The sequence below is a fragment of the Sulfitobacter sp. M368 genome, assembly GCF_025141875.1.
GTDB classification, from domain to species: Bacteria; Pseudomonadota; Alphaproteobacteria; order Rhodobacterales; family Rhodobacteraceae; genus Sulfitobacter; species Sulfitobacter mediterraneus_A.
Genome location: NZ_CP081113.1, coordinates 2,191,102 through 2,204,930, shown reverse-complemented (window position 1 = coordinate 2,204,930; position 13,829 = coordinate 2,191,102). Strand labels below are relative to the sequence as shown.

The window sequence follows — 13,829 nt, the reverse complement described above, 5'->3', positions numbered from 1 at the left end:
CGCTTGCGGCCTTGTCTTAGAAGATGAAGCCCCAAAGGGCAATTGCACGTCAGGTCGCAGGGGCGCCGCGCAGACGGGACTGATAATCATGGGCCTGCCAATCGGCACGGAACAGCCATTGATCCGCAGGTTGGCGGGCGGCGATCTCGTCGTTGACCTCAACTTCGTCAAATCCGGAGCGCCGCGCCATCGCATATTGATCGGCCAGCAGATGCCCCTTGGCCCGCAAGCGGCCCTGATACCCGCGCAGACGCAAGGCCCGCGCAATCGTAAAGCCGCGCCCATCGGCCGAGGACGGGAAATCAATGCGGATCATCTCGATCGAGGGGGCCAGTTCGACGCTGTTGGGATCGCTGTCCGATGCCAGATCCAGCGCCACGCAATCATTTGCGGCACCTGCGCCACAGAACCCCTTGGTCCAGTCATCCGCCACAAAACCGGTGTCGTTGATCAACTGTGTCATGTCATATCTCCTGTGCGCACCATTTTGCCGTTCACAAAATGAATGCCGCATTCTTCTTTGTCCTGGTCGCGCCAGCGCCCCGCGCGGGCATCCTCGCCCGGTGCCACCTTGGATGTGCAAGGCGCGCAGCCGATAGAGGGAAATCCCTTGGCCACCAGCGGATGCCGAGGCAGGCGGTTTTCGTCAATGTAATCAGTCACATCCTGCGAGGACCAATAGGCCAGTGGATTGACCTTGATGCGGGCCGGGTTGTTGTCTGTTCCTGCCTCGACCTCAAAGAACTCAAGCGCCGCGCGGGTGCCGGATTGAAACCGTTTTCGTCCTGAAATCCAGCCGTCATAGCCCTCCAGCGCCGCCGCCAGCGGTCGCGTTTTGCGCAGGTCACAACAGGCGTCGGTGTCGCGCTGATGCAAGGTGCCGTCCGGATCATGGGTCTCCAGATCCGCCGCCTTGATGATCCGCACATTGTGCAGGCCCAGCCGTTCGCTGAGTTCCTGCTGGTACACCAGTGTTTCGGTGAACAGCATCTGGGTGTCGATAAACAGCACCGGCAAATCCCGTTTCACCATCGACGCCAGATGCAGCAGTGCGACCGATTCCGCGCCAAAGCTGGACACCAGCGCAAGGTTCGGCAGCACCTCGACCGCGCGGCGCAGCACGTCCGTGGCGCTGTGATGGCGCAGGGCGGCATTCAGATGGGCCACCTCCACCTGCAGTGCATCCTCCGGCGGCAGCCGGTTCGCGTGAGGACTCACAGTCCCGATGTCATCAAGCGGCATTGGCCCGACTTTCCTTGCCCGCAACCTGCGGATAAAGCGCGGCCTTGAACGGCGCGAGACCGAGGCGGCGATAGGTCTGCAAGAATGTCTCTGCGGGATCATTGCGCAGATCCAGATAGGCCAGTACCAGACGTTCCACCGCCGGGATGATCTCATCTGCAGAAAATCCGGGGCCAGCCCGTTCGCCAATGGTCGCATCCTCGGTGCCATCGCCGCCCAGCGTGATCTGGTAGTTTTCCACACCAGCACGGTCGAGACCCAGAATGCCGATATGGCCGACATGGTGATGCCCGCAGGCGTTGATGCAGCCCGAAATCTTGATCTTGAGCGGGCCAACGTCATGTTCCAGCTTCAACTCGTCAAAACGGGTGGCAATCTCCTGTGCGATCGGGATCGACCGCGCGGTGGCAAGGGCGCAATAGTCCATGCCGGGGCAGGCGATGATATCAGAGATCAGACCGATGTTGGCCGTGCCCAGACCTTCGGCCTTGAGCGCATAATAGACCGACGGCAGATCACCGCGATGCACATGCGGAAGGATCACGTTCTGTTCGTGGCTGATGCGCAGCTCATCATGGCCATAGCGTTTGGCCAATGCCGCCATCAGACGCATCTGCCGGCCCGTCGCGTCGCCGGGTGTTTTGCCGTGTGCTTTCAACGAGATAGACACGATGGCATATTCCGGATTGCGGTGCGCTGTCAGGTTGGTGTCGGCCCAGCTGCGGAACAGGGGATCCTGATTATAGGCGTTGAGGTAAGGCGTCTGATCCGCCGACTTGAATTCAGGCGCGGCAAAATCCGCCTCGATCCGCGCCAGCATCTGTTGATCAACGCCGGTGAACTGCGGACGGATCAACGCATAGCGCTCGTTGACCCGCTGACGAATGTCCTCAATGCCGTTTTCATGCACGGTGATCTTGATCCGCGCCTTGTATTTGTTATCGCGGCGGCCCAGCAGGTTGTAGACGCTGACAATGGCTTCCAGTGTCGGCAGCAGGTCTTCCTGAGATACAAACTCATACAGAACCTTGCCAATCATCGGGGTCCGGCCAAGGCCACCACCAACAATCACTTCATAGCCGATCTCTTCGCCGCGTTTGACGATGCGCAGCCCGATGTCATGGGCCTTGATTACCGCACGGTCAGCGGTGTCTCCAGTGACAGCCACCTTGAACTTGCGCGGCAGAAACTGAAACTCCGGATGGTCGGTGGACCATTGGCGGATCAATTCGGCCACCGGGCGGGGATCGGCCACCTCATCCGCTGCGGCACCGGCGAAATGGTCGGCGGTCACGTTGCGGATCGTGTTGCCGGAGGTCTGGATCGCATGCAGGTTCACCTCGGCCAATGCATCCAGCATATCAGGCACATCGCGCAGTTGCGGCCAGTTATACTGGATGTTCTGGCGGGTGGTGAAATGGCCATATCCCTTGTCCCAACGCTCTGAAATCTCGGCCAGTTTCTCCATCTGGCGGCTGTTCAGCGTGCCGTAAGGAATCGCCACGCGCAGCATATAGGCATGCAGTTGCAGATACAGACCGTTCATCAGGCGCAGAGGCTTGAATTCATCCTCGGTCAGTGACCCGTCAATGCGGCGTTCGACCTGTCCCCGGAACTGCGCGTTGCGCTCGGCCAGAAAGGCGTGATCAAATTCGGTATAGCTGTACATCAGATATGCTCCTGCTTGCCATGGGCATAGTTCGAGGGGCCCGTGGCACGGAAATCCTCGCGGAAATGGGTGGGGCGCGGGGTGTCGCCATCCAGCGAGACATCGGCCAGATAAACACCAACCACCAGATCCACCTGGGCGCTGGCTTCGATCATGCGCAGATCGGCGTGGGCCTCATCGGTGAGGATCTCCGCGTCTTTCAGATCGCGGCTCCAGCCAGCGGCGGTTTGGTAGATCACATCGCCTTCAAGCAAGGCATTGGCGGTGACAACTTTGGGGGTGAAGGGTTTTGGCATCAGGCCATCTCCTCAAACGGAATTTCAGTGGCGGCAATGGCGGCGGCACGCGGCGCAAGGCCATAAAAGGTCAGGGCGGGGCCGGTCATATTGGCCTTGGTCAGATCATCAGGCAGGGCATTCAGAGTGGTCTCCAGAATGCGTTGTTCGGGGCGGGAGGCATTTTCGATCACGGTCACAGGCGTGGCACGATCTGCGCCGTGCATGATCAAGCGGCCTTGCACAAAGCGTGCGGATTTCTTGCCCATGTAGATCGCAGCGACTTCATTCGGCCGGGCCAGCGCGGCCCAGTCATGATCGGCAAACCCTTTCATGTCATGGCCCGTCAGGAACCGCACAGAGGCATTGCGCCCGCGCCGCGTCAGGCTTTGACCAATGGCGGCCACAGCGGCAGAAGCCGATGTGATCCCCGGCACGATGTGCCAGCCGATGCCATGGGCATCAATCGCCTCGATCTCTTCGTCCAAACGGCCAAAGACAGTGGCATCGCCTGACTTCAGGCGCACAACCTGCGCCCCGGCCAATCCGTGCTGGACCAGCAGATCATTGATGGTTTCTTGCGATGTGGAGGGGCCAAACCCCTCCTTGCCCACGTCAATCATCAGCGCCTCGCGGCGGGCCAGTTCCAGAATTTCGGCGCTGATCAAGCGGTCATAGATCACCACATCCGCCTCGTCCAAGGCGCGGCGGGCCTTGAGTGTCAGCAATTCAGGATCGCCCGGACCGCCACCGACAAAGGCAATATGCCCCGCGCGCGCGGTGCGGGTCAGATGATCGTCCAAAAGGGCGTCCAGCGCCGGACGCACCTCGGCTTCGCCGGCTGTCATCGCCTTGGGGCCGGTGTCGAAATAATAGTCACGCCAGAAATCGCGGCGGGCACGGCCGAAGGGCAACGCCTCGGCCATCTTGCGAAACCCTTTGCCGATCCGCGCCAGGGTGCCAAGCGTACTGGGCAGGCGTTCTTCGAGATCGGCCTTGATGGCACGGGCCAGAACCGGCGCGGCGCCTTCGGTGCCGATTGCGATGGTTACCGGATCACGGTCCACAATGGCGGGCGTGATAAAGGCGCTGGCCTCCAGATTGTCCACCACATTGACCAGCGCGCCTTCGGCGCGGGCGATTTCGGCGGTTTCGGCGTCCAGCGCGTCATCCTCATCCGCAGCATAGAAAAGCGCTGCACCGGCGACATCTCCGGAACGGAGCGATCGCCGATGCAACTGAAGTTTGCCCCGCGCGGCCCAAAGGTCGATCTCGGCGGCGGGGGCAGGGGAGTAAACGTGGATCTCAGCAGTGGTCTTGAGCAGAAGCCGCAGTTTGGCCAATGCCGCATCGCCGCCGCCGGACAGCACAATGCGCTGGCCGCTGGTGGCAAGAAAGATTGGGAAATGATCCATAACAGGCCCCGACTTCGTTTGACTTGACCCTCAATATAGGAAATATTCCCGATATTCCGCTAGATGCGGCGGTAGATAAGGACATTTGTTCCATACCGCAGCGCAGAAAGAACAGATAACCGCCTGAAATGGAAAATACAGAATGACTGTCCGAATTGATGAGACTGACCGGAAAATCCTGGCCGAGCTACAGCGCGACGCCAGCCAATCGCTTGATGATATCGCCCGCAATGTCGGCTCATCCAAGACCCCGGTGTGGAACCGGATTCGCAAATTGCGCGAGGGCGGGGTGATCGGCCAACAGACCGTGATGCTGGATGCCGAGGCGCTGGGGTTCGAGGCCTGTTTCTTTGTGCTGATCCGGACGTCCGAGCATGAGGCGGACTGGCAAAAAGCCTTCCTCAAGGCGCTGCAAGACCGCCCCGAAGTGCAAGAGGCGCACCGCCTGGCCGGTGACATCGACTATATCCTCAAGGTGCGTGTAAAGAACGCCCGCGCCTATGACGCCTTCTATCAGGCGCTGATTTCAGAGGTGCGTGTGCACAATGTGACTGCGCTTTTGTCGATGGAAGAGATCAAATCCACGGTGATGCTGCCGCTTTGATCGGATACTGCGCCCCAGCTGACGCAGCGTCGCGGCCATAAGGGGTTGGGACGCGCCGCGCCGCGCCGTAGCGTGAGGCCAAACGCACAGCAAGGCAGGGCAAGATGATGAATATCGATCAGGCGATTCAAGAGCGCCGTTCCATTCGGGGGTTTCTGGACAAACCGGTCTCACAGGAGTTGCTGGAAGAAGTGATCGCACTGGCCAATCGCGCGCCCTCCTCGATGAACACCCAGCCCTGGCATTTGCACGTGCTGACCGGAGAACCGCTTGAGCAGGTCCGTAAAGGCAACACCGAACGGATGCTGGGCGGCGTGACCCCGACCCGCGATATCGAAGATTATGCCGCCTACGAGGGGGAACACCGCCAACGCCAGATCGAGATCGCGATTCAGCTTTTCGAGGCGATGGGGATCGAGCGGCACGATGCAGAGCGCCGGCAGGATTGGGTCATGCGCGGCTTTCGCCAGTTTGATGCGCCGGTGTCCATCGTCGTGTGCTTCGACCGCAGCTTGCTGAACAACACGATTGCGCATTTTGACACGGGTGCAATGACCTATGGATTGGTCCTTGCCGCCTGGTCCCGCGGGCTTGGCGCGGTAATCAACGGGCAGGGCATCATGCAAAGTCCCGTGGTGCGTGAGGTGGCGCAGATCCCCGAAGATCAAGTTATCCTGACCTGTGTCGCACTGGGCTGGCCGGATGATGGGTTTGTTGCCAATGATGTTGTGTCACGTCGCCGCCCGGTGGAAAATGTCACAAGATTTCTGGGGTTTGATGACTGACGCAAGCCGTAGTGCCTGACACCGGCGGATAGGGGGCCAGCCCCCACCGCCGCTGCGCGGCGCTCCCCCCGGAGGTTTTTCTGGCCAAATGAAGAGAAGGGCGCCTTTTTCTTCATTTGGCCCTTAAACCTCTGGGGTTCGGGGCAAAGCCCCGGGTGTCTGCGTCATGCAGTGCCGCCTGCTATGGCGCGATCATCAACCGGTCCAGTTTGTGGAAATGATAGCTCATGGCATAGCGCGGCACCTCGGCCAGTGACATCTGCGGCAGGTGCTCAAACAGCGCGGGCAGGGCCACCTGCAGTTCCATTCGTGCCAGCGGGGCGCCGACACAGAAGTGCAGGCCGCCGCCGAAGACGGCATGGGGCTTTGCGAGCCGGTAGGGATCAAACACATCAGGATTTTCAAAGACTGCCGGGTCACGGGCTGCGGCCCCCAGCATCAGGGCGATTTCGTCGCCTTCTTTCAGGGTCACTCCGCCCAATTTGATATCTTCATAGGCAAAACGCGTGAACATATGCAGCGGCGGGTCATAGCGCAGCAGTTCTTCCACCGTGGCACCGATCTGATCCGGTGCAAGTGCGGCCGGGCCGGTTTGATGCTCCAGCAGGCATTTCACCGCATTGCCCATGGAATGCACCGTCGCCTCATGGCCCGCATTCAGCAGCAGGATGCAGGTGCCGATCAATTCATCCGGGGTCAGCTTTTCGCCGTCTTCCTCGGCCGCGATCAGGCTGGTGATCAGATCATCACGCGGCTCATTGCGGCGCTTTTCGACATAGCCGCGCAGGAAATCCACGAATTCGGCGGTGGCGGAGTTGGCCGCGTCTTCGATGGCGCGGCTGCGGCCCGCTTGATACATCGCCACCATCGCATTGGACCAGCGCAACAAATCCGCTGACATCGTTTCGGGCACGCCCAAGAGCCGGGCGATGATCCGCACGGGCAATTCGGTGCAATAGGCGGGGATCAGATCAAGGGGATCTTTCGGCAGACCTTGCAGCAGTTCCGCTGTAACCTCCTCAATATCGGGCAACAGCGCCGTGATCCGGCGTGAGGTAAAGGCACGCAGGACCAGGCCGCGCAGACGAGTGTGGCGCGGCGGCTCCAGCTCCAGCATGGAGTGGCCCTCCATCGCGGCCCAATCGACCAGATGGGCAGGATAGGGCGGGCGTGCGCCCTCCGGCACCTCGCGGCCCAGCCGCCGGTCGCGCAGCAGCGCCTGCACGGTGGCGGCATCAAAGGCGGCGGGCATGGCGTAGTCCCGCCAATACATCACCGGCCCATCTGCCCGCGCCGCGGCATAGGCGGCATAGGGGTTTTGCACAAAGTCGGGATCAAGCGGAGACAGGGAAAGCGTTTTCATGGCGGCAGATAAGCCGCGCAGGACTGGCCTTTGCAAGGGGGAAGGTGCAATCATGGGTGCATGAGTGGCAATCTGCGACAACGGGCCGGATATGTGGTGGCCTTTCTGCTGGTGGTGGCGGCCCTTTCGGGTGGGGTCTGGCGCTATGCCTTTGTCAAAGGTCTGGATCAACTGGCCGCGCGCGGGCAGGCCGATCTGGCCTTGGCGGGTGACCGGCTGGTCGGGCAATTGCAGCGCTATCGCGATCTGGCGGTGATGCTGGCCGATCACCCCACTGTCGCGGCGGAATTGTCGGGCATTGGTGTCACCCGCAGCACAGATTTGCTGCTGGAGGTGGCGGATAAATCGGCGGCACTGGACGTGTTGATCGTGGATGCCCAAGGGCGCGTTGCGGCCTCTGCCATTGGCGCGGAACCTGCCGATCTGGCGCAGCAGCGCTATATCAAACGGGCGCTGCGCGGGGCGTTGGGCTGGGGTCATGGACCGGGAGAGCCCTTGACCCGCCGTGCGTTTTTCCATGCCGCGCCGGTGTTTGATCCCTCAGGCCGTGTGCAAGGCGCGGTCGTGGTCATGACCGATCTCAATGGCATTGATTACAATTGGCGCGGCACCAATCCGCCGGCGTTTTTCACAGATGCGGCGGGGGAGGTCTATATCTCCAACCGATCCGAGATCCTGTTCTGGCAGCGGCCCGAAGACAGCCCCGGATTGCTCCCGCCCCAGGGCGATGCGCCCGACTTTTCGGCGCGGTACATTGGCGGGCATGAAATCTGGCAGCTGGGCTGGGGTCCGTATCTGCCGCGAGAAGGTCTGCATCTGACCCAGGCTCTGCCGGTCATCGGGCTCACCGGCGAGGTTTTGCTTGATGTGGCGCAGACCCGGCAGTTCGCGCTGGCGCAGGCAGCGGCCGTGGCGGCGCTTTGCCTTGCCTTTGGATCGTTGCTGTTTCTCGCAGCGGAGCGGCGGCGGGCCCTCACACAGGCCAATGTGCAGCTTGAGGCGCGGGTGGCGGAACGCACCGCCGCCTTGCGCGACACCAACGCCCAGTTGCGCCGCGAGGCGGCAGAGCGCGAGGAGGCGCAGGCGGCCTTGCGGCGGGCGCAGGATGATCTGGTGCAAGCGGGCAAGTTAAGTGCCTTGGGCCAGATGTCTGCGGGCATCAGCCATGAATTGAACCAACCCTTGATGGCGATCCGGTCCTTTGCCGAAAACGCGGTGCAGTTCATGGACCGCGGCGCACCGGACCGCGCCACCGAAAACCTCACCCGCATTTCGGACATGGCACGGCGCATGGGGCGGATCATCCAGAACCTGCGGGCCTTTGCCCGGCAGGAAAACCGCCCCGATGAACGGGTCGAACTGCGGGCGGTGCTGCAATCGGCGCTGGATCTGACGGCCAATCATATCGCCGATGCGGGGGTTGAGTTGATCTATGATCCGGCAGGGGATGGCCCATTGTGGGTGCGCGGCGGCGAGGTCCGTCTGGGGCAGGTGTTTGTCAATCTGATCACCAATGCCGTGGATGCCATGAGTGACAGTGATCTGAAAGTGCTGCGCATTTCGGTGACAGATGACGACGCGCTGACGGTGAATTTCCGCGACACCGGGCCGGGGATCGAAATGCCCGACAAGGTGTTTGATCCGTTCTACACAACCAAACCGGCGGGTGACACGGGCGGTATGGGGCTGGGCCTGTCGATCAGCTATGGCATTGTGCAAAGCTTTGGCGGACAAATCAAAGGCAGCAATTGTGAGGGCAGCGGGGCGTTGTTCTCCGTGACGCTGGAACGCGCCGCAGATCAGGTGAAGCAGGCAGAGGTGGCATGACAGGGCAGGTACTATTGGTGGATGACGATTCCGCCGTGCGCGAGGCATTGGCCCAAACGCTTGAGCTGGCTGAGATCACCGCGATCACCGCCGGATCCTTTGTGGCGGCCAAGGACCGGATCACGGCGGATTTTGACGGAGTGATCCTGTCGGACATTCGGATGCCGGGGCGGGATGGGTTTCATCTGTTGCAATACGCGCAGAAGCAGGACGCCGATCTGCCGGTGATCTTGCTGACCGGCGAGGGCGATATTCCCATGGCCGTGGCGGCGATGGGGCAGGGCGCCTTCGGATTTCTGGAGAAACCTTGTGCGCCTGCCGATCTGCTGGGCGTGCTGGAACGGGCGCTCAAGACCCGTGCGCTGGTGCTGGAAAATCGCAGGTTGTTGAAGCTGGTTGAAACCGGCGATCCGGCGGCACGGATGCTTTTTGGCACCTCGGCGATGGCGGAGGCTTTGCGCAAGCGGGTGCGTCTGGTGGCGCAGACCGAAGAGGATGTGCTCGTCAACGGTGCGCCGGGGTCGGGCACGTCGAAGGTGGCAGAGGTCATTCACCTCAGCTCGGCCCGGTCCAAAGCGCCCTTTGTCAAACGCGCGGCGGCAGGCCTGACGGCGGAAACGCTTGCCCAGGCGGTGCAAGAGGCCGATGGCGGCAGCCTGTTTGTGGATGAAATCACCCATTTGTCCCCGCAACTGCAACTCACACTCAGCGAAACCGGCAGCCCGTCCGAAGGGGTGCGCCTGATGGTGGGCAACACCCGCGACCTCAAGGCCGAGGTCAACGCGGGCCGGTTCAACGCCGATCTCTATTACCGGATGGAGGGGCTCAGCGTGCGCATTCCGTCTTTGGCCGAGCGGCCAGAGGACATCCCCGTGATGTTCCGCCGTTACGTCGATCAGGCGGCTGAGCAGGCGGGCCTTCAAAAACCGGACGTCACGCCAGAGGTGGTGGCGGGGCTGATGCGGCGTGACTGGCCGGGGAATGCACGTTCGCTCATGTCGGTGGCGATGCGCTTTGTAATGGGATTGCCCGATGATGTGGCCCCCGATGCCGCGCTTGGGCTGAATGAGCAAATGTCGCTGGTGGAAAAGTCATTGCTTGAGGCCGCGTTGCGCCGTGCGGCTGGGCAGGCCTCGGCGGCAGCCGAGGCACTGAAGCTGCCGCGCAAGACCTTTTATGACAAACTGGCCCGCTATGGCATCCGGCCCGAAGATTTCCGCCAATGATCTGTGCGGATTCTCGCACAAGTGCCGGATCGCTTGTGCGGGATTTCGCACAAACCGCCCAGTGGGCTTGGTTGACCATGAGTAGCTTTGGCCGCTAGATGTTTGAATATCATCGAAAAAACGGCCTCACGACCATCAGGGTTAACACAATCTTGTGAGACCGCATTGCGATCTGTTTGATAGCCCCCAGTGCATCCAAGCCGGGTGCCCGATCTGTGATTCTAGTTTTCTGGGAGGAAACCAATGAAGTTTTTCACCGCCGCCGCCGTCGCCCTGACCATGTCTGTCAGCGCAGGCGCAGTCTCTGCCGCATGTGATGATGGCGAAATCGTCATCAAGTTCAGCCACGTCACCAACACCGACAAGCACCCAAAAGGGATCGCCGCGTCGCTGCTGGAAACCCGTGTGAACGAAGAGATGAATGGCAAGGCCTGCATCGAAGTGTTCCCGAACTCGACACTCTATAACGATGATCAGGTGCTCGAAGCGCTGCTTCAGGGTGACGTTCAACTGGCCGCACCATCGCTGTCCAAGTTCGAGCAGTTCACCAAGCAGTTCCGCATTTTCGATCTGCCCTTCATGTTCAAGAACATCAACGCCGTGGATGAGTTCCAGAACTCCGAAACCGGTCAGGCAATGAAGGAAAGCATGACCCGCCGCGGTCTGCTGGGCCTCGCGTTCTGGCACAACGGCATGAAACAGATGTCGGCCAACAAGCCGCTGGAAAGCCCATCGGATGCCAATGGCCTGAAGTTCCGCGTGCAGAACTCTGACGTGCTGAAGGCCCAGATGGCTGCAATTGGTGGATCTCCACAGCCGATGGCGTTCTCCGAGGTTTACGGCGCCCTGCAAACCGGCGTTGTGGATGGTCAGGAAAACACATGGTCCAACATCTACGGCAAGAAGTTCTTTGAGGTGCAGGACGGTGTGACCGAAACCAACCACGGCATCATCGACTATATGCTGGTGACTTCTTCTGACTGGTGGGACAGCCTGGATGCGGACGTCCGTGACCAGCTCGCCACCATCATCAAGGAAGTGACCGAAGCACGGAACGCGGAATCCACCAAGGTGAACGAAGACGCGAAAAACGCGATCATCGAAGCCGGCGGTGTGGTGCGCCAGCTGAGCGATGAACAGCGTGCCGAATGGGTGAGCGTGATGAAACCTGTTTGGGAGCAGTTCAAGGACGACGTCGGTCAGGAAAACATCGACGCGGCGCAGGCGATCAACGCCAAGCACTAAGCGTCAAACGCAGCCAGCCTTTGTCAAAGGGCTGGCTGCACGTTACCATTTTCACCGAAATTCAAGGCAAGTGGGGGGAACCACATGGCAACGCACGGGCAAGCCCAAAGCGGCCTAGGCCGCATTGTGAGTGAAATCGAAGAGACCGCAATTGCGCTGATCTTGGGATTGATGACCATCATCACCTTTATCAACGTGGTGCTGCGATACGGCTTTAACACAGGGATCATCTGGGGTCTTGAAGCGGTGACATTCCTGTTTGCCTGGCTGGTGCTGTTTGGCATGAGCTATGCGGTCAAGGTCACGGCGCACCTCGGGGTAGATGCGGTGATCAACCTCTTTAACGAAGGGCCGCGCAAGGTTCTGGCGGTGATTGCCGGGCTGATCTGTGTGATCTATGCGGGCCTGCTGATGAAAGGCGCATGGGATTACTGGGCGCCATTTGCCGGGCTGGATGCCACATCGGGGCGCTGGTTCCCGACAGGGTTTGAGAACAGCCGTGATCAGGCCTGGTATGAGGTGATCGACATCCCCGTGCCTGAATGGCTCCGCTTTATCGAGCCGATCATGAACGAGGGCGAAGCCTATGAAAAGCTGCCCCGTTTCATCCCCTATTTCATGCTGCCTTTCGGCGCGGCGCTGCTGTTGCTGCGCTTTGTGCAGGCGACATTGAAAGTCATCACCGGACGTCAAACCAGCCTGATCGTCAGCCACGAGGCTGAGGATGCGGTCGAAGACGTCAAACATATGAACGCGGAAGGATAAGATCATGGAAGTTGTGATCCTATTTACAATGGTTGTCGGTCTGATGTTGATCGGCGTGCCTATTGCCGTATCGTTGGGCCTGTCCTCGATCATTTTCCTGCTGGCGCTTTCTGATACTTCGATGGCGTCGATCGCCCAGACGTTCTTTCAGGCGATGGCGGGGCATTACACCCTGCTGGCGATCCCGTTCTTCATCCTTGCCTCTTCGTTCATGTCCACAGGCGGTGTGGCGCGCCGGATCATCCGGTTTTCCATCGCGCTGGTCGGGCATTTGCCCGGCGGTCTGGCGATTGCAGGCGTCTTTGCCTGTATGCTGTTCGCCGCGCTGAGCGGATCATCCCCGGCTACCGTGGTTGCCATCGGGTCCATCGTGATCGCGGGCATGCGGCAGGTTGGCTATACCAAGGAATTTGCCGCAGGCGTCATCGCCAACGCAGGGACGCTTGGTATCCTGATCCCGCCTTCCATCGTGATGGTTGTCTATGCATCCGCCACAGATGTGTCCGTAGGCCGGATGTTTCTTGCGGGCGTCATTCCGGGGCTGATGGCGGGCACCATGCTGATGGTGACGATCTACGCCATGGCCAAGATCAAGAACCTGCCCAAAGGCGAATGGCTGGGCTGGGGCGAGGTCTGGTCTTCGGGCCGCGAGGCCGGTTGGGGCCTGTTCCTGATCGTGATCATCCTTGGCGGTATCTATGGCGGCATCTTCACCCCGACCGAAGCGGCGGCGGTGGCAGCGGTCTATGCCTTTTTCATCGCCTCCTTTGTCTATCGTGACATGGGGCCGCTGCATCAGGCCGAAATGCCGCGCAACCTGTCGCTGATCGAAAAGCCGATGGCGCTGTTCACGGCCTTTTTCCACCGTGACACACGCCACACGCTATTTGAAGCGGGCAAACTGACGGTCACATTGATGTTCATCATCGCCAATGCGTTGATCCTCAAACACGTTCTGACGGACGAGCAGATCCCACAGCAAATTTCGGCGGCGATGCTGGATGCTGGCTTTGGGCCGATCATGTTCCTGGTCATTGTCAACGTGATCTTGCTGATCGGTGGCCAGTTTATGGAACCCTCTGGCCTGTTGGTCATCGTGGCGCCACTGGTGTTCCCTATCGCGATCGAACTGGGCGTGGATCCGATCCACCTTGGCATCATCATGGTGGTGAACATGGAGATCGGGATGATCACACCGCCGGTGGGGCTCAACCTCTTTGTGACCTCGGGCGTGGCGAACATGCCGATGATGTCCGTGGTGCGTGCGGCACTGCCGTTCCTTGCGGTGCTGTTCGTCTTCCTGATTATGGTGACCTACATCCCGATCCTCAGCACATGGTTGCCGACCATGATGATGGGGCCGGAGATCATCACCAACTAGGCGGGTGCGTGAGACAAACAAAAGGGCGGTGC

At 60.4% G+C, this 13,829-nt stretch carries 13 protein-coding genes; 7 read left to right on the top strand and 6 right to left on the bottom strand.

Translation table 11 applies throughout. The features are described from left to right. Positions 1-49 precede the first annotated feature (49 nt). Genes K3754_RS11050 through cysG form a run of 5 tightly spaced genes read right to left on the bottom strand, consistent with a single transcriptional unit; the run spans position 50 to position 4,601 of the window. The gene (locus tag K3754_RS11050) at positions 50-463 is read right to left on the bottom strand and encodes a DUF934 domain-containing protein (RefSeq protein WP_203211014.1); all 414 of its coding nucleotides are present in this window, start codon (positions 461-463) and stop codon (positions 50-52) included. After that, positions 460-1,242 (bottom strand): phosphoadenylyl-sulfate reductase, encoded by a 783-nt coding sequence (locus K3754_RS11045; protein ID WP_259937248.1) that lies wholly within the window; start codon positions 1,240-1,242, stop codon positions 460-462. Before K3754_RS11045 ends, K3754_RS11050 begins: the two co-directional genes overlap by 4 nt. After that, entirely contained in the window at positions 1,232-2,911 is a 1,680-nt protein-coding gene (locus K3754_RS11040; RefSeq protein ID WP_259937245.1) for a nitrite/sulfite reductase, read from the bottom strand. The genes K3754_RS11045 and K3754_RS11040 overlap by 11 nt, the downstream gene beginning before the upstream one ends. Further along, on the bottom strand, positions 2,911-3,207 hold the full coding sequence (locus tag K3754_RS11035) for a DUF2849 domain-containing protein (protein ID WP_259937243.1): 297 nt from the start codon (positions 3,205-3,207) through the stop codon (positions 2,911-2,913). Before K3754_RS11035 ends, K3754_RS11040 begins: the two co-directional genes overlap by 1 nt. Beyond that, entirely contained in the window at positions 3,207-4,601 is a 1,395-nt protein-coding gene (gene cysG / locus K3754_RS11030) for a siroheme synthase CysG (protein ID WP_259937241.1), read from the bottom strand. The genes K3754_RS11035 and cysG overlap by 1 nt, the downstream gene beginning before the upstream one ends. 142 nt (positions 4,602-4,743) lie before the next feature. Here cysG and K3754_RS11025 point away from each other — a divergent pair, with 142 nt between their 5' ends. Continuing rightward, positions 4,744-5,205 (top strand): Lrp/AsnC family transcriptional regulator, encoded by a 462-nt coding sequence (locus tag K3754_RS11025; protein ID WP_025048271.1) that lies wholly within the window; start codon positions 4,744-4,746, stop codon positions 5,203-5,205. 107 nt (positions 5,206-5,312) lie between these two features. Next, on the top strand, positions 5,313-5,990 hold the full coding sequence (locus K3754_RS11020) for a nitroreductase (RefSeq protein ID WP_259943328.1): 678 nt from the start codon (positions 5,313-5,315) through the stop codon (positions 5,988-5,990). A 181-nt stretch (positions 5,991-6,171) separates the two neighbouring features. Here the strand turns inward: K3754_RS11020 and K3754_RS11015 are convergent, their stop codons facing one another. Next, positions 6,172-7,353 (bottom strand): cytochrome P450, encoded by a 1,182-nt coding sequence (locus tag K3754_RS11015; RefSeq protein WP_259937234.1) that lies wholly within the window; start codon positions 7,351-7,353, stop codon positions 6,172-6,174. A 60-nt stretch (positions 7,354-7,413) separates the two neighbouring features. On the opposite strand from K3754_RS11015, the gene K3754_RS11010 reads away from it, so the two are divergent. From K3754_RS11010 to K3754_RS10990, 5 genes are all read left to right on the top strand, one after another. Continuing rightward, on the top strand, positions 7,414-9,180 hold the full coding sequence (locus tag K3754_RS11010; RefSeq protein WP_259937231.1) for an ATP-binding protein: 1,767 nt from the start codon (positions 7,414-7,416) through the stop codon (positions 9,178-9,180). Next, on the top strand, positions 9,177-10,406 hold the full coding sequence (locus K3754_RS11005) for a sigma-54 dependent transcriptional regulator (protein ID WP_259937229.1): 1,230 nt from the start codon (positions 9,177-9,179) through the stop codon (positions 10,404-10,406). The genes K3754_RS11010 and K3754_RS11005 overlap by 4 nt, the downstream gene beginning before the upstream one ends. A gap of 243 nt (positions 10,407-10,649) precedes the next feature. Further along, complete coding sequence (locus K3754_RS11000; RefSeq protein WP_203211022.1) at positions 10,650-11,651, top strand: DctP family TRAP transporter solute-binding subunit; 1,002 nt, start codon at positions 10,650-10,652, stop codon at positions 11,649-11,651. A gap of 84 nt (positions 11,652-11,735) precedes the next feature. Next, positions 11,736-12,416 (top strand): TRAP transporter small permease, encoded by a 681-nt coding sequence (locus tag K3754_RS10995; protein WP_203211023.1) that lies wholly within the window; start codon positions 11,736-11,738, stop codon positions 12,414-12,416. 4 nt (positions 12,417-12,420) lie between these two features. Beyond that, positions 12,421-13,797 carry a TRAP transporter large permease gene (locus K3754_RS10990; protein WP_259937228.1) on the top strand — a complete coding sequence of 459 codons (1,377 nt, stop codon included), beginning with the start codon at positions 12,421-12,423 and terminating at the stop codon, positions 13,795-13,797. Positions 13,798-13,829 lie beyond the last annotated feature (32 nt).